The following is a 15,134-nucleotide window of genomic DNA, read 5'->3' as shown; positions in this document are numbered from 1 at the left end:
AGTCAAAGGTCCCAATCTCCCACCCCAGGCTCACAGGCAGCTTGACACACACGGATGACGGCCGGAGCGCTCACCCCTGCGGAGTGATCCAGCACTGAGGGACGCTCACCGCTGCGGGGTCATCCAGCATCCCGGAGCTACTTGGGCCTTAGCGAGCCGGTCTGGCGCAACACGACCTCACATCACACCGTTATACCAGCCCCACCGGCTCACTAAGGCCTAGCCCGCTCCTTAAAGCCCGACAGGCCCGCTAGAAAGTGTTCGATGACTTGTAGTTCGGGGCCTGAGCCGTGATCGTCACGTCATGTGGGTGCGACTCTCGCAAGCCGGCGGCGGTTATTCGGATCAAGCGTCCCTTGGCTTGCAGGGCATCCAAGGTCGAAGATCCCGTGTAGAACATCGACTGATGCAGTCCACCAACCAGCTGATTCACGTTTGCTGCAAGTGAGCCTGCGAAGGGGACCTGCCCCTCAATACCTTCTGGGACCAGCTCATCATCACTCTGCGCTTCCGCCTGAAAGTAGCGGTCTTTAGAGAAGGACTTACGACCTCGTGAGCTCATAGCCGACATGGAGCCCATCCCACGATAGACCTTGTACTGCTTGCCGCCACTGAAGACAAGATCCCCGGGGGCTTCTTCACAACCAGCCAACAGGGAACCCAGCATGGCCGTGGACGCTCCGGCGACTATCGCCTTAGCGATGTCCCCTGAATACTGCAATCCTCCGTCAGCAATGATTGGTACATCAGCGGGAGCGCAGACGCGAGACGCCATGTCAATAGCAGTCACCTGCGGAACACCAACACCAGCAACAACGCGTGTCGTGCAAATGGACCCCGGCCCAACGCCCACCTTGACCGCATCGACGCCCGCATCAACGAGTGCGCCAGCGCCCTCTTCCGTCGCTACATTTCCGCCAATCACATCAACGCCGCTGAATCCAGAGTCAGCCTTGATCCGCTTGATCATCGCAAGGGCAAGCTCAGCACCCCCGTTTGCGGTGTCCACAACAAGAATGTCAACTCCCGCATTGGCCAGCGCTTCAGCACGCTCCATGGCGTCACCCCAGTACCCAACGGCGGCTGCAACCAGAAGCCTGCCTGCCGCATCTTTCGATGCCGAGGGATACTGCTCCGTCTTAACAAAGTCTTTGACGGTGATCAGTCCCGCTAACCGTCCACCCCCATCAACAAGCGGCAGCTTCTCTACCCTGTGTTCGCGAAGCAGCGCCTTCGCATCCTCGCGACTAATGTCCGCGGGCCCCGTTATCAACGGCATTCTTGTCATGCACTCTGCAACGGTCGTGGTGGACCACAAGGAGGAAGGGACAAAGCGTAAGTCTCGATTGGTGATGATGCCGAGGAGGTAACCGCCCTCGTCCACTACCGGCAGCCCGGAAACCTTGTACTTCCCACAAAGCTCATCAAGTTGTTCAATGGTCGCGTCAGCTGGGACCGTGACGGGGTCTGCCACCATTCCGGACTCGCTGCGCTTTACCAAACGCACCTGGTCAGCCTGCGCCTCAATTGGAAGATTACGGTGAATGACACCGAGCCCCCCAAGCCGAGCCATTGCAATCGCCATACGGGCTTCTGTAACAGTATCCATGGCAGCGGAGAGCAGTGGGATTCGCAGACGAAGATTACGTGTAACAAGGGTTGAGGTATCGACATCTGAAGGGATGACGGACGTTACTTCCGGCAAGAGTAAGACGTCGTCGTAGGTGAGTCCAGTTCCAACAATTTTATCTGTGCGGTAGTGCGCCATACAGGTAGTTTAGCGATCCGTTTGTACGCCATGTCCACACGTCTGGGGCGCAGCAGATACGGGGAGTGGGCCCAACCACAGAACTACGTTTAGGACCTCCGGTTCCAAGTATTGCTACGGGCTTCATGAGACTGTTCTGTGCGCTTACATGACATATTTATGCGCAAATCTGAGATGCCTGTAAGCACTGGTGGCAAGCATTTTCGACACGCCTACGCTGTCGGCGCAATGTTGTACCAGTTGCTGTCACTTCCTTGCAGAACCACGGTGATCTTTCCTACGCTAGTACTCGTTGAGATTATCCGAGGGCGAATAAGCAACACCCCCGGATCTTTGGTGCCAAATCTTGGGGGTTGTTTCAAAGTGGCGGAAATCGCACATCTACCTGGACCGCTCATCGACAACTGGGAATGGCAGTACCAGGGATCGTGCCAGAACATGGACACTGAACTCTTTTTTCACCCCGAGGGAGAGCGTGGCCCATCAAGAAAACGCCGCGCATCCCAAGCCAAGCGAGTCTGTGCCCGCTGCCCAGTGCAGGCAGAGTGTAGAGCGCATTCGATAGCAGCCAGGGAACCTTTCGGCATTTGGGGCGGCCTGACCGAAGAGGAACGCCGCCGGGAAATCCGCGCGTTGAATGAGCAAACCCTCGCAAGCTAGGTGACAGCCGAACTATGCCTGCCCTAGCCCACTAGGCAGGCAAAAGAATGCGGAGGTCAGACCGAAGAACTCGGTCCGACCTCCGCTTTGCTTTACTTAGCCGCCCTGTTAGCCAATCTTGGCAAGAATGTCGCGGGCAGAAAGAATCAAGAAATCCTCTCCCGAAACGGTTACCTCGTTGCCTCCGTAACGGCTGTAGATGACTGTGTCACCCACGGCAACATCCATGGGTACGCGGTTACCGGCGTCGTCAACGCGGCCGGGGCCAACTGCAAGGACTTCACCCTGCTGTGGCTTTTCGGTTGCCGTGTCCGGGATTACCAAGCCGGACGAAGTTGTCTTTTCCGCGTCTACGGTGCGAAGGACCACGCGGTCCTCAAGCGGCTGAATGGAGATCGACATTGTCGCACTCCCTTTCTAACTGTCGTAACAACATATTCTCAGTTGGGCTTACGCCCGGGTGCCTTGCCGTCGCGGGGGTCAAGACTCCAAAACTAATCGAGGAGCCGGTAAGGACGACCTCGATCTGGAACCAGTCTAAGCCTCAGTTGGCACTCAAACAACCGGAGTGCCAACTGGAGCCTGTAGCGTTACCCACTCTGGTGTCAACTGCGTTCATTACACTGTTTCAAGGTAGTGACGAAGCCCAAAATCGGGCACACTGTTCACCAACGCACTGATCACTTAGATCCCACGGAGGTTACCGACATGCCCCTCGACTTTGCACAATCGGAACGTTCAACTGTTGGCGTGGAATGGGAGCTCCAACTAGTCGACAAAGACTCTAATGATTTGCGCCAAGCTGCGGATGCCGTCATTCGAAAGGCTCGCGAAGATAAGGAGCTTTCGCCTCATATTCACCGGGAGATGCTCCTCAACACAACCGAGGTCACATCTGGAAAGCGCACGAAGATTAGCGAGTGTCTTGAAGATCTCCGGTACGGTGTGACAGCACTACGCCCGATTACTGATGCGTTGAGGATCGACCTCAGTTCCGCCGGTACGCACCCCTTTGCACGCCCTGCTTACCAGCGCGTCACTGACTCTCGGCGCTACGCGGAACTGGTGGACCGCACGCAATACTGGGGCCGCCAGATGCTGCTCTACGGGGTTCACGTTCACGTGGGAGTAGAAGACCGGGACAAGGTCCTTCCGATTGTCAATGCACTGGTTACCCGTGCGGGCCAGCTGCAGTCTCTTGCGGCCTCGTCCCCTTTCTGGGCGGGCGAAGACACGGGCTACGCCTCCAACCGAGCGATGATTTTCCAGCAGCTGCCAACTGCGGGCATGACCCCACAGTTCCACGAGTGGAGCGAACTCGAGCGCTACCATGACGGAATGCTCAAGACGGGAGTCATCGATTCCTTTGACGAACTGCGCTGGGACATTCGCCCCTCGATAGGCCTGGGAACCGTCGAAGTGCGGATTTTCGACGCATGCACGAACATCCTTGAGGTCGAGGCGGTCGCGTCGCTCGCACACTGCCTAGTTGAGTACTACTCTTCGATGATTGACGCCGGTGAGAAAACGCCGGAGATCCCCCAGTGGTTCGCAGATGAGAACAAATGGCGTTCAGCGCGCTATGGAATGGACGCAATCCTGATTTTGGACGAGGACGGGAACGAGGAGCACGTTCGGGACACAGTCGAGCAGATGCTGGTGGATCTCGCACCGACAGCGGAGAGGCTCGGCTGCGCGGACGGCCTCGCTAAAGTCCGGCAGATTCTCACCTTCGGTGCGTCCTACCAGCGCCAACGGGCTGTTGCGGAGGCGAACCCTAAGCATGCTTTTGATGACGTCGTTGAACTGATGAGGGCCGAAATGGGGGCCGACTCCCCGCTCTCACCGCAGGCGTTTGCTGAGATTCGGCAGTCTAACGGCAGGCACTCGGGGGCTGGGCGTAGGATCTAGCGGCCTCAACTAGGACATGTAAATCTGTTCCAGTTCCATTCCAGAATCGGGCCCAAAATCTGCGGGCGAGGGCGGGAGACCGGCTTCTACCAGCAGAGCCCCAAGGGCTGCGATTTGGGCGCCATTGTCAGTGCAGTACCGCATTGGTGGGATCCGCACTTCAATCCCTTCTTTGCCCGCACGCTCCGCTAGCAGTGAGCGGAGGCGAGAATTTGCGGCAAAACCTCCGCCGACGACGATCGCTTTGCATCCGCTATCCACAGCCGCTCGAACAGCCTTCGCGGTGAGCGAGTCATTGATTGACTCTGAGAAAGCCGCTGCGACCTCGGCGTGGTCGGCCTCCGGATGCTCATTGAGGTAGCGGGACACGGCGGTCTTGAGCCCGGAGAATGAGAAGTCGTACTTGTAGCGTTCTTTGTCTTTTCCGGCGCCAAGACCCCGGGGAAAGCGGATCGCGTCTGGATCCTGCGCTGAGGCAGCCAATCGGTCCATGTGTGGTCCCGCCGGATACGGCAGCCCCATGAGTCTGCCAACCTTGTCAAATGCCTCTCCCGCGGCGTCATCCAGTGTTCCACCCAGCTCAACTACCGAGTGTGGGAGGTCCTCAATGAGCAGCAGGTTGGAGTGTCCCCCCGATGCAACCAACCCGATGAAGCGGTCAGGAAGCGAGCCGTGTTCGAACATGTCGATTGCGAGATGGCCAATCACGTGGTTGACACCGTAGAGAGGAACACCAAGCGCAGCTGCTAGACCCTTTGCGGACGTGATTCCAACAGTCAGGGAGCCGACCAAGCCGGGCCCGGCTGCGCAAGCAATCGCATCAACGTCACTCAACTTCACACCCGCTTGCTCGAGGGCGGAATCAAGTGCGGGGAGAAAGCTCTCAAGGTGGGCCCGCGAAGCAATCTCTGGGATGATGCCGCCAAACCTCACGTGTTGATCCATGGAGGTGGCTGTTACGTCGGTAAGCAGAGTCTTGTTACGGACCAGCGCGACGCCAGTTTCGTCGCATGTCGATTCAATTCCGAGGATCAGGGGTGCAGAGTTCACGAAAAGAGCTTACCCGCCTGCCGCACCTAGGCGGTATGCGCCCGGCATCACGCCACACCTCAAGCCCCTGCCGTGAAATGTATATGTGGGGAAGCAAAGTGGGTCTGGGGTATGCACCCCAGACCCACTTCTTGTCCCGCCGTATACATTTCGCGGACGACCGGGAAGAGTTATCTTTCGCGGAAGACCACGAGAGTTTACATCTCGCGGAGAAACCCGCGATGTCCCGGCCGAGACCTAGATTTGCCTACAATCCCTTGAAGGTTGCCTTGCTGAGCTGGCGGTTCAGGGTTGAGATAACGTCCAAAGGAATCTCCTTGGGGCAAACTGCTGAGCATTCACCAATGTTCGTGCAACCGCCGAAGCCTTCTTCGTCCATCTGGTTCAGCATGTTCACCACGCGGCTCAGGTTCTCTGGATGTCCCTGCGGAAGCAGACCCAGGTGAGTAACCTTTGCTGCTGTAAACAGCATGGCCGACGCATTGGGGCACGCAGCCACACAGGAGCCGCAGCCAATGCAGGCAGCCGCTTCAAACGCGCGATCCGCTTCAGGCTTCGGAATCAGAGTCACATTCGCATCCGGTGCGGCACCTGTGTTCACAGAAACGTAGCCACCGGCTTGAATGATTCGGTCAAATGCCCGGCGGTTGACAACCAGGTCCTGAATGATTGGGAAAGCCGTTGCACGCCACGGTTCGATCGTGATTGTGTCACCATCATTGAATGAGCGCATATGCAACTGACAGGTTGTGGTCTGTTCAGGGCCGTTGGCAATGCCGTTGATGACGATCCCACACTGACCACAGATGCCTTCACGGCAGTCTGAGTCAAACGCGACTGGATCCTCGCCGCGAGCAAAAAGCTCTTCGTTCAGAATGTCGAGCATTTCGAGGAAAGAGGAATCTTCAGAAACCCCCCGCACTTCATACTCAACCATCGCACCATCGACATCGGGAGTCTCCTGGCGCCAAATTCGTAGTTTCAGGTTCACTTGTAGCTCCGCTGTTTCAACTCGATGTTCTCGTACGTGAGGTTCTCTTTATGCAAGATTGGGGGTGTGTCCTCACCCGTCCACTCCCATGCTGAAACGAAGAGGAAGTTCTCATCGTCACGCTTCGCTTCGCCCTCTTCCGTCTGCGATTCCTCGCGGAAGTGTCCACCTGCGGACTCTTCACGGTTCAGAGCATCAATGCACATCAGCTCACCGAGGCCGAGGAAGTCAGCAACACGCCCAGCCTTCTCAAGCGACTGATTCATCTCGCCGACCGTCTTGCCCGGAACCCGAAGGTTTGTCCAGAACTCCTTGCGGAGCTCCCGGATCATGTCGATGGCCTCAAGCAACCCCTCACGGGTGCGGGACATGCCGCAACGTTCCCACATGATGTGGCCAAGTTCCTTGTGGAACGAGTCCGCGGAACGATTGCCCTGAATGCTCATCATCCGGTCGATCTGTGCCTGGGCCGCAGCCTTGGCTTCAACCACTGCTGGAGTGGAGTCATCAACCACGGGGAACGATGCCGCTCCGGACAGGTAGTCACACATGACTGCTGGAAGGGCAAAGTAGCCATCCACCAGACCCTGAAGCAGTGCGGACGCGCCGAGTCGGTTCGCACCGTGATCAGAGAAGTTCGCCTCACCGGCAACGTAGAGGCCCGGAACGTTCGATTCGAGGTCGTAGTCAACCCACAGGCCACCCATTGTGAAGTGAACTGCGGGGTAGATACGCATGGGAACCGAGTATGGATCCTCTGCCGTGATCCTCTCGTACATGTCGAAGAGGTTGCCGTACTTTGCAGAAACGGCGTCCTTACCCAAGCGGTCAATCGCGTCCTGGAAGTCAAGGTAAACACCGCGACGCTCACCGTTGACCTTAGGACCAACGCCCAGACCCGCATCGCACATGTTCTTGGCTTGCCTCGAAGCAATGTCACGTGGAACAAGGTTGCCGAACGCGGGGTAGATACGTTCGAGGTAGTAGTCACGATCCTCTTCGGGGATGTCCCTTGGATCCTTATCGCAGTCGGCTACATTCTTAGGAACCCAGATTCGCCCATCATTACGGAGCGACTCAGACATGAGAGTCAGCTTCGACTGCTGGTCTCCGTGCTGCGGGATGCAGGTCGGGTGGATCTGTGTGAAGCAGGGGTTTCCGAAGTAGGCGCCCTTCCTGTATGCACGCCAGATTGCCGTGGCATTGCAACCCATCGCATTTGTCGAAAGGAAGAAGACGTTACCGTAGCCACCGGTAGCCAGGACCACAGCATCTGCCGTGTAGGTCTCAAGTTCACCATTGACCATGTTGCGGCAGACGATGCCACGAGCACGACCCTCAGAGATAATCAGTTCAACCATCTCATGGCGTGAGTGCTCACGCACGGTGCCCGCTGCGACTTGCCTCTCCAGTGCCTGGTAAGCACCGATCAGAAGCTGCTGGCCTGTTTGACCACGTGCGTAGAACGTACGGGAAACCTGAACACCACCGAATGAACGGGTATCGAGGTATCCGCCATACTCGCGGGCAAACGGGACGCCCTGGGCAACTGCCTGGTCGATGACGTTGACCGAGCATTCGGCGAGACGGTAGACGTTAGATTCGCGTGACCGGTAGTCGCCGCCTTTTACCGTATCATAGAACAGGCGGTAGACGCTGTCGTCATCATTGCGGTAGTCCTTAGCGGCATTGATGCCACCCTGAGCTGCAATGGAGTGCGCGCGTCGCGCGGAATCCTGATAGAAGAAGGCGTCAACCTGGTAGCCCTGCTCACCAAGCGAGGCGGCCGCGGAGGCACCGGCAAGCCCGGTTCCCACCACGATGATGCTGCGCTTGCGCCGGTTGGCCGGGTTGACCAGTTTGACTTCGGCCTTGCGTGTCTGCCAGACCTTGTCAAGCGGCACATTCTTCGGTGCCTTAGTGTCCTCAATATCGTCGCCAAGACGGTAGAGGCCATCAACTAGTTTGTCGTTAGTCATTTTCTCTATATCCTCTGTGCGCCTAGTGGATGACGCCGGTGGCGATGAACAACGGGGGCAGCATGAACATCACGAAGATGACGCCAGCAACTATGCCGGACAGCCACAACATGAAGGTTCGCGTGTTCTTTCGGACCCACCCCATGGTCTGGAATGCAGACCAGAAACCGTGCCCAACGTGAGCCGTGACCAGCGAGACGAAGATCAGGTAAACCACAAAGATCCACGGCTGCTGGAACGAGGCAATCACCATCTCGTATGGCGTCGCTTCTGCAGTAAAGCCTGTGCGAATTGTCAGCGTCGTGAACTGCAGGAGGTGGAACACGATCAGGAAGATCAGTAGCACACCGGTGATACGCATGGTGCGTGCCGCATAAGCGTCAACAGCACTCTTCTTCACCGCGTACTGGTGCTTGCGGGCTTTCTTTGACTTGTACCAGGTGTAGAACGCACTGAAGATGTGGATGCCGATCGCAGCGACCATGAGCGCGCGGAAGACCCAGATGAACGTGCCCTTGGGGAAAATCGGGTAGAACGCCTCTCCCTTTAACCAGTGTGCGTAGTGATCGTAAGCCTCAGCTCCAATAAACAGCTTGAGGTTTCCATAGGCATGGAACAGAAGGAACAGAACGAGGAACAGTCCGGAGAGCGCCATCAACTGTTTGATAAATACAGTGGTGGTCCAAGCTCGCCGCCTCTTGATTGCGACAGTATTTGTGGCCATGGGAATTACCCTAATAAGCGAATCTCACTCGCACCCGGGACCTTCAACCATATGCGGCAGGCGGGAGGCGTTAAGCATGACACATCCTTGGAGTTCCGCGGGAAAACGCCATCATCAAGATGACAACGACACTCGAAATCTCGCCACGATAGCACCTCAGAATTCCACTTTGAGAAGGTGATTACGTAACACCGGCTTACGGAAATACCTGAAAGATGACCTAGAGCTCAATCCTCATCGCAACCGCATCTTCTACGGGGTCGCGGTAGTAGTTCGCGATCACGCCAACCGGGGCAAAACCCAGCTCTTGATATAACGCCCGCGCGGGGTCATTCGAAACGCGAACTTCAAGAAACAGCTCACCAATCCCCGCCGCCCGCGCCTGCTCTAAGAGGAGCTCAACAATCTGCCTCCCCAAGCCAAGACGGCGGTAGTCAGCACTGACCGCAAGCGTCATCAGATCACCCTCATGGGCTCCCTTTATTCCACCGTACCCGATGAGGCTCTCCCCCATGAATGCCCCGATATAGTGTCCCCAGCGGCTGGTCAGTTCTTCTCTAATGAGGCGCTCCGACCAGGCCTCGGCGGGAAACACTGCCTTCTCAATCTCATGCACCTTTGCCACGTCGGTCGCGGTTAGTCTGCGGAACTCGACCTCCACTTAGGCTGTTCCACCCTGAATATCGGGACGGCGCAGATAGAGAGGCTCTAAGGGAAAGGACGCCTGGGGATTCTGTGTCGTCCGTTCCTGAACGACCGTGGCTAGCACCGCGGGATCAAGCGTCAGGTCAACGGCACTCGAGGACTCAAGGTCATCCAAGAGGTGGGGCGGGCGCACACCTGAGAAGAACACTCGGGCACCACTTGCATCAGCCAGCTTCAATGCATCCGCCAATTTGCCAACCTGCGGGCCTACCCCAGGGGTTCCGCCCTCCTTCGTATACAGCGCAAAGTAGACCTCACGCCTCTTAGCATCGGTCAGGACGAGGACGTCCCCGCCGGGGTGCTCCCTCGCAGCCTGCGATCCGAGGACGTCCAGGCTGGGCACTCCCAAGACAGGCACCCCCAGGCCTCGACCCAGGGCGGAGGCGAAGGCAATCCCTGCGCGCAACGCCGTAAATGGCCCCGGCCCCACGCCAACGACAATCTGCTCAATGTTGGCCGAGCCCGCACCTGCGGTAACGCCTGCGCTGAGGAGGACGTTTTCGAGTAACATCCCCAAACCCTCCGCCTGGTGGCGGGAGTCCGGGTCGGTTGCTTGGCCAAGAGTGACCCCGTCTTCTACGAGGGCGATCGTGGCGCTAACTGAAGTGTCAATACAAAGCGAACGCACTGCATTCCTTTCTTACCCAAGGGGGCGTGTCTGCACCCATTCTGCAAGGCGTCTCTCAGGTTCTTCTCCGAGGGCGACCAGGCTGATTTTCCGCGCGTCCTCGTCCTCGCCATCGAACTGAAGGGTCAACTCAAAGCGGTCTGCGCTGAGGCGGTCGGCTTTCCCCTGTCCCCATTCCACAACCGTGACGGAATCTTCCAAAGAAGCCTCCAGGTCGACGGTTTCCATGTCAAGGTCGTCTTCGACACGGTAGGCATCAACATGGATCAGGTCGGGGCCGGCCTCTTGCGAGCGATGGACACGCGAGACTATATACGTTGGTGATGTCACCCGCCCTCGGACTCCCAATGCGGCGCCAAGTCCTTGAACCAGCGTTGTTTTGCCCGCCCCTAAATCGCCCACCAGAATCACCATGTCACCTGCTTTGAGAAGATGGGCAAGGCTGGCCCCTACAGCGCGGGTCTCATCCGCTGTCTCAGTGCGCACGTCGAACCGCATCAGGCACCTCCCCCATCATTCTTGGCTAGGAACTCGTAGTCGATCCTTTCGGGAGGGTCTAGGTAGACGCGGACAATGTGCTCGGGAAGTCTGGAGAGTACCTCGTAGTGGATCGTCTCGCTGGCCCGCGCCCAGTCGTCCACGGACGTCTCCCCTTTTGCCGGATCTCCGAAGAGGACAACCGCGTCACCTACCTGCGCGGGAGTCTCCGGGTCCGTCCCAAGGTCAATCATGATTTGGTCCATACACACTCGTCCGATGATGGGCGCGTTGACTACCCCAGCCGCGGTTTGGACCTGGACCGAGACCCTGTTTGAAATGCTGCGCGGAATCCCGTCGGCGTACCCGACTGGAAGCAATCCGATCCACGTCGGCTCGTCGGCTTCCCAAGTTCCCCCGTACGACACGCGGGTGCCCGGCTCAATAAGCTTGATCTGGGTGACAGTGGTTGTGAAACGGCCTGCCGGGACAAGGCCAAGTTCGGACGAGGTCGAGGCCGCCGGGTTCGGCGAGAACCCGTAAATGCCAATCCCGGGGCGGACCATGTCGAAGTGAGCATCCTGGTGCCACAGTGTCCCCGCTGTTGCCCCAAGGTGGCAGACCTCCGGGGTCAGACCGGCCGCCAGAACCGACTCTCTGTAGTCGCGGAAGCGGACAATATGGGAATCTGTTACCGCCTTGCCCGGGCCGTACGGATCGTCGGCTTCGGGAAGGTGCGCAAGGAGGCCCACAACTTGCACTTCACCGGCGTCTTGGGCCTGCTTGGCGCGGGCAGCCAGTTCGGGTAGCTCCACCTCTGTTGCCCCACCTCTGGACATGCCCACATCCACGTTCAGGTGAATGCGTGCCGGGCGAAGTGGCTCGTTGCACTCCTCGGCTACTTCGCGTGCAGCAAGAATGGCTTGCTCAAGTTGGCCAACAGTGGACACAGAAACATCCAGGTGGGCTTTGTGGGCACTAACCCAGTCGTGGTTGGGAGCGCCAATCCAAGTCAGTATGTGTGTCTCTTGCGGGTCGAGGTGCGCCCCATCAAAGTCGCGTCGTAGAGCCAGTGCCTCAGGGATTCTGGAGACGGCAAACCACCGCACGCCCTCGTCGTATGCGGCAAATGCCACCTCTGTCCGGCCAAACCCATAGCCGTTGGACTTCACCACGGCCAGTAGCGCGGACCCGTTGGCGTAGTCTTTCAGCTTTGCCACGTTGTGGCGGATGGCGCCAAGGTCCACGGTTATGCATGCCGGGTAATTGTCGGGTTCTAGGTTTTCCACTCTGCCCATTATTCCACCGCTTGCGCGGACTTCATCGTTGCCTGTACCACGCATCCACTCGGGAAGCCGTAGCTAGGCAACGTCAAGAGACTTCGCCACCCCGAGCAGCAGAGCACCGACGACGAGGACGAGGACGCCCACCGATATGGCAACCATTTCCTTCCTTGTACGTTTCTCTCCCAGTATCCAGATTCCCCCGAAGGTAGCGATGATTACGCTCAGTTGCGACAGGGAGAAGCCGACCGCCACACCCACTTTGACCTGGGAAAACTGCATGATGACGACGCCAAGCCCCCACATACCGCCAGGGATCATCGCCGCCAGCGTGTACTTGGACCATCTGGTATCAACCCGGCCCAACTGCTTGGTGAAGAATGGAAAGGAGACGATGAATCCGACCAGCAGGATCCCGAATGCCTGGTAGAAGAAGGATCGCAGGGGATCAACTTCCCAGTAGCGAATGATAATTGGAAACGCAATGTAGAACAGGGTGGACAGACCCGTATCGATGAGGCCGGACACCAGCTGTTTCGGCCTGGTATCCACGGGGGTTGGGGAGCCTACGCCGGGTGCGGCCACAGCGACCGGGTCGTAGGGAACCGCCACGACTTCCCCGCCCTCGTCGAAGTCTCCCGTTGGCTTCTGCTGCCAGGATGTGAGCATCACCCCGAGGATGATCAGAGCTAGGCCAACCAGGCCAACCGGTAGGGCCGCTGACCCGAGCCACTCTCCGAAGAGGAGTATGCCGAGCAGTGAGATCCCCAGCAACTGCCCACCTGTAGTCAGTGGCATAACGCGTGAGACACCAATCTTGTGGAATGCGGAAATCTGCAGGTACGAGGCCAACCCGACCACGATACCCGCGCAGAAGGCGACAAGAATCGAGGTCGAGTCAGTATCCAATCCCAGAATCAGCGCCAACACAGTCGCACTGACGAAAGAGCCCAGAGCGACGCCAAGTGTGTGCTGCCGGGCATCTCCCCCAACTTTCAAGAGGATGATGCCCATTGAGCCATAGAGGAAGGCGGGGACGAGGGCAAGGGCAAAATACACTTAGCTCCCTTTCAGAGGATCTGCTCAAAAGCGTTGGGGACCGCCTTGATAATATCCGTGGCAACAATCGGGTGGCCCTGGGATCCGGTGGGTTCCAAGTTGGCATCAAGAATTCCCGCCGCAGATGCGGCTGCAAACCCATGCAGGCCCACGGCACATGCGACAGGGCCCGCCAGGTCATCGATGCTGAGGGAAGAGCCTTTTTGCAGTGCAAGTGCCTGCACCTGGGCAACCGCCGCGCAGATCATCCCTGCCAGAACATCACCGGCACCAGCCGTCGCACCCCACGCAGTCGGCGCCTGGAAGCAGAAAGATGTGCCAGCGGGGGTGGCCACACAGGTCGTTGCCCCCTTGACAACAACCACACATCGGGCGAGGTGTGCGAGCCGCACAGCCGCACCTTCGATGTCTTTCTCAACCTCAGCCCGTGACCATTCCTCTCCGAACAGGGTGAGGATTTCGGATGCTTCCCCAACATGCGGGGTCGCCACAACCAAAGGGTTGTCGTTCGCCCATTCCCGCGCGCCGCGCAGGGCACCAGCATCCACAATCAGCGGTCGCCCCTCGAGAGCGCACTCTCGCGCTACGACCTCGACATAGGACGCCATTGAAGAATCCCAGCCACTGCCGATGAGTGCTGCGTCAAAACGCCCTCCGCCGAGCACCACCTCAGGAAATGCTGAGATAACCAGGTCTTCGCACCGAGCGGCCCCCGTGTAGCGGACCATGCCGGGCCCGACCGCGAGAGCGCCGCCAACTCCCAGTACCGCTGCTCCCGGATAAGTTGGAGAACCTGTGGCAAGCATCGGGACCCCGCGACTGTACTTGTGGTCACGCGGACCCGGAACTCTCAGGTGGGCCGCGATCAGTGTCTGATCAATCTCGTTCATTTGCTCTCCTCCCACCACAGTAGCCGCATGCGGAATAATCATGACGTGATCAATGTTGACATAACGACCACCAGCCCGAGCCCGTTCGAGCATTTCAGCCGCGAACAGTGGTCTGCGCTCGCTTCGCAGAGCCCACTCCCGCTGACCGCTAAGGATGTTGCAGCAATTGCAACCCTCGGCGACCCCATTGACCTTGAAGAGATAGACGCCATCTACCGTCCCCTCTCAGCTCTGCTCCAGCTCCACGTTGATGGAACTTGGCGGACGAGGGCGGCGCGACGTTCATTCCTCCATCAGGGCTCGCAGTACCCCACACCCTTCGTGATCGGCGTGGCCGGTTCTGTAGCCGTCGGAAAATCAACTGTTGCAAGACTCTTGCGGCTCCTACTGTCGAGGTGGCCCCGGACACCGCGAGTAGACCTGATCACCACCGACGGGTTCCTCTACCCCAACGCGGAACTCGCGCGGCGGGGCCTGATGGACCGGAAAGGGTTCCCCGAGTCATATGACCGAGCTGCACTCCTTGACTTTGTGGCCCGAATCAAAGCCGGGCAACGATCGGTGTCCGCGCCGATCTACTCCCACGTCACGTACGACATTGTTGAGGGCGAGCAGGTCACAGTGCGGCGCCCCGACATCCTCATCGTCGAGGGGTTGAACGTGTTGCAGCCCGCGAGGACCGGCCCGGATATTCCCGGCGTGACAATTTCGGACTACTTCGACTTTCAGCTTTATGTTGACGCCGCCACAGAGGACATTGAGGAGTGGTACGTAGATAGGTTCCTCACCTTACGTACAGCAGCGTTCGCTGATCCTGCGTCATATTTCCGAAACTATGCTGACCTCCCGGACGATGAGGCAATCGCAACCGCGCGCCGTCTGTGGTCCGCAATCAACCTCCCCAACCTGCTGGACAACATTGAGCCGACCCGCCCTCGCGCAACAATGGTGCTGCGGAAGGCGGCCGACCATACCATCCAGGACATCTACCTCAGGAAGATGTAGATCC

15 protein-coding genes are annotated in these 15,134 nt (G+C 58.3%); 3 read left to right on the top strand and 12 right to left on the bottom strand.

Features of this window, described 5'->3' with window-relative positions:
* Positions 1-250: 250 nt before the first annotated feature.
* Entirely contained in the window at positions 251-1,768 is a 1,518-nt protein-coding gene (guaB, locus tag H2O65_RS02665) for an IMP dehydrogenase (RefSeq protein ID WP_182142066.1), read from the bottom strand.
* 363 nt (positions 1,769-2,131) lie between these two features.
* On the opposite strand from guaB, the gene H2O65_RS02660 reads away from it, so the two are divergent.
* Positions 2,132-2,428, top strand: coding sequence for a WhiB family transcriptional regulator (locus tag H2O65_RS02660; protein WP_259349562.1), 297 nt, complete (start codon positions 2,132-2,134; stop codon positions 2,426-2,428).
* Positions 2,429-2,536: 108 nt separating this feature from the next.
* Here H2O65_RS02660 and groES read toward each other — a convergent pair whose 3' ends face one another.
* Positions 2,537-2,830, bottom strand: coding sequence for a co-chaperone GroES (gene groES, locus H2O65_RS02655; protein WP_182142065.1), 294 nt, complete (start codon positions 2,828-2,830; stop codon positions 2,537-2,539).
* Between the two features lie 306 nt (positions 2,831-3,136).
* Between groES and H2O65_RS02650 the strand changes: the two genes are divergently transcribed.
* The gene (locus tag H2O65_RS02650) at positions 3,137-4,339 is read left to right on the top strand and encodes a glutamate--cysteine ligase (protein ID WP_182142064.1); all 1,203 of its coding nucleotides are present in this window, start codon (positions 3,137-3,139) and stop codon (positions 4,337-4,339) included.
* Positions 4,340-4,348: 9 nt separating this feature from the next.
* On the opposite strand, the gene tsaD is transcribed toward H2O65_RS02650, so the two are convergent.
* The 10 genes from tsaD to H2O65_RS02600 all read right to left on the bottom strand — a co-directional run bounded on the left by tsaD (position 4,349) and on the right by H2O65_RS02600 (position 14,125).
* Positions 4,349-5,389, bottom strand: a complete 1,041-nt coding sequence (gene tsaD / locus H2O65_RS02645) for a tRNA (adenosine(37)-N6)-threonylcarbamoyltransferase complex transferase subunit TsaD (protein ID WP_182142063.1) — start codon at positions 5,387-5,389, stop codon at positions 4,349-4,351.
* A 247-nt stretch (positions 5,390-5,636) separates the two neighbouring features.
* Positions 5,637-6,380 carry a succinate dehydrogenase/fumarate reductase iron-sulfur subunit gene (locus H2O65_RS02640; RefSeq protein ID WP_182142062.1) on the bottom strand — a complete coding sequence of 248 codons (744 nt, stop codon included), beginning with the start codon at positions 6,378-6,380 and terminating at the stop codon, positions 5,637-5,639.
* Positions 6,377-8,359: a fumarate reductase/succinate dehydrogenase flavoprotein subunit gene (locus H2O65_RS02635; protein ID WP_182142061.1), complete on the bottom strand. Its 1,983-nt coding sequence runs from the start codon at positions 8,357-8,359 to the stop codon at positions 6,377-6,379. Before H2O65_RS02635 ends, H2O65_RS02640 begins: the two co-directional genes overlap by 4 nt.
* A gap of 22 nt (positions 8,360-8,381) precedes the next feature.
* Positions 8,382-9,083 (bottom strand): succinate dehydrogenase cytochrome b subunit, encoded by a 702-nt coding sequence (locus H2O65_RS02630; protein ID WP_182142060.1) that lies wholly within the window; start codon positions 9,081-9,083, stop codon positions 8,382-8,384.
* Positions 9,084-9,303: 220 nt separating this feature from the next.
* Complete coding sequence (gene rimI / locus H2O65_RS02625; RefSeq protein WP_182142059.1) at positions 9,304-9,744, bottom strand: ribosomal protein S18-alanine N-acetyltransferase; 441 nt, start codon at positions 9,742-9,744, stop codon at positions 9,304-9,306.
* Positions 9,745-10,416 (bottom strand): tRNA (adenosine(37)-N6)-threonylcarbamoyltransferase complex dimerization subunit type 1 TsaB, encoded by a 672-nt coding sequence (gene tsaB, locus H2O65_RS02620; RefSeq protein ID WP_182142058.1) that lies wholly within the window; start codon positions 10,414-10,416, stop codon positions 9,745-9,747.
* Positions 10,417-10,428: 12 nt separating this feature from the next.
* Positions 10,429-10,914 (bottom strand): tRNA (adenosine(37)-N6)-threonylcarbamoyltransferase complex ATPase subunit type 1 TsaE, encoded by a 486-nt coding sequence (gene tsaE / locus H2O65_RS02615; protein ID WP_182142057.1) that lies wholly within the window; start codon positions 10,912-10,914, stop codon positions 10,429-10,431.
* Positions 10,914-12,182 (bottom strand): alanine racemase, encoded by a 1,269-nt coding sequence (gene alr / locus H2O65_RS02610; RefSeq protein ID WP_182142056.1) that lies wholly within the window; start codon positions 12,180-12,182, stop codon positions 10,914-10,916. The genes tsaE and alr overlap by 1 nt, the downstream gene beginning before the upstream one ends.
* A gap of 72 nt (positions 12,183-12,254) precedes the next feature.
* Positions 12,255-13,235 carry a GRP family sugar transporter gene (locus H2O65_RS02605; protein ID WP_182142055.1) on the bottom strand — a complete coding sequence of 327 codons (981 nt, stop codon included), beginning with the start codon at positions 13,233-13,235 and terminating at the stop codon, positions 12,255-12,257.
* Between the two features lie 11 nt (positions 13,236-13,246).
* Positions 13,247-14,125: an ADP/ATP-dependent (S)-NAD(P)H-hydrate dehydratase gene (locus H2O65_RS02600; protein WP_182142054.1), complete on the bottom strand. Its 879-nt coding sequence runs from the start codon at positions 14,123-14,125 to the stop codon at positions 13,247-13,249.
* A 27-nt stretch (positions 14,126-14,152) separates the two neighbouring features.
* Here H2O65_RS02600 and coaA point away from each other — a divergent pair, with 27 nt between their 5' ends.
* Positions 14,153-15,130, top strand: a complete 978-nt coding sequence (gene coaA / locus H2O65_RS02595) for a type I pantothenate kinase (RefSeq protein ID WP_182142053.1) — start codon at positions 14,153-14,155, stop codon at positions 15,128-15,130.
* The last annotated feature ends 4 nt before the right edge of the window (positions 15,131-15,134 follow it).

It is taken from the genome of Schaalia sp. JY-X169 (genome assembly GCF_014069575.1).
GTDB lineage: Bacteria > Actinomycetota > Actinomycetes > Actinomycetales > Actinomycetaceae > Scrofimicrobium.
Note: the sequence above shows the minus strand (reverse complement) of the source record. Positions and strands in the feature narration are given on the sequence as shown.

What these genes read in the sequence shown, in the direction of transcription:
- guaB (WP_182142066.1), bottom strand. Translation starts at nt 1,768, where the DNA reads ATGGCGCACTACCGCACAGATAAAATTGTTGGAACTGGACTCACCTAC.
- groES (WP_182142065.1), bottom strand. Translation starts at nt 2,830, where the DNA reads ATGTCGATCTCCATTCAGCCGCTTGAGGACCGCGTGGTCCTTCGCACC.
- H2O65_RS02650 (WP_182142064.1), top strand. Translation starts at nt 3,137, where the DNA reads ATGCCCCTCGACTTTGCACAATCGGAACGTTCAACTGTTGGCGTGGAA.
- H2O65_RS02635 (WP_182142061.1), bottom strand. Translation starts at nt 8,359, where the DNA reads ATGACTAACGACAAACTAGTTGATGGCCTCTACCGTCTTGGCGACGAT.
- H2O65_RS02630 (WP_182142060.1), bottom strand. Translation starts at nt 9,083, where the DNA reads ATGGCCACAAATACTGTCGCAATCAAGAGGCGGCGAGCTTGGACCACC.
- tsaE (WP_182142057.1), bottom strand. Translation starts at nt 10,914, where the DNA reads ATGCGGTTCGACGTGCGCACTGAGACAGCGGATGAGACCCGCGCTGTA.
- H2O65_RS02600 (WP_182142054.1), bottom strand. Translation starts at nt 14,125, where the DNA reads ATGAACGAGATTGATCAGACACTGATCGCGGCCCACCTGAGAGTTCCG.
- coaA (WP_182142053.1), top strand. Translation starts at nt 14,153, where the DNA reads ATGCGGAATAATCATGACGTGATCAATGTTGACATAACGACCACCAGC.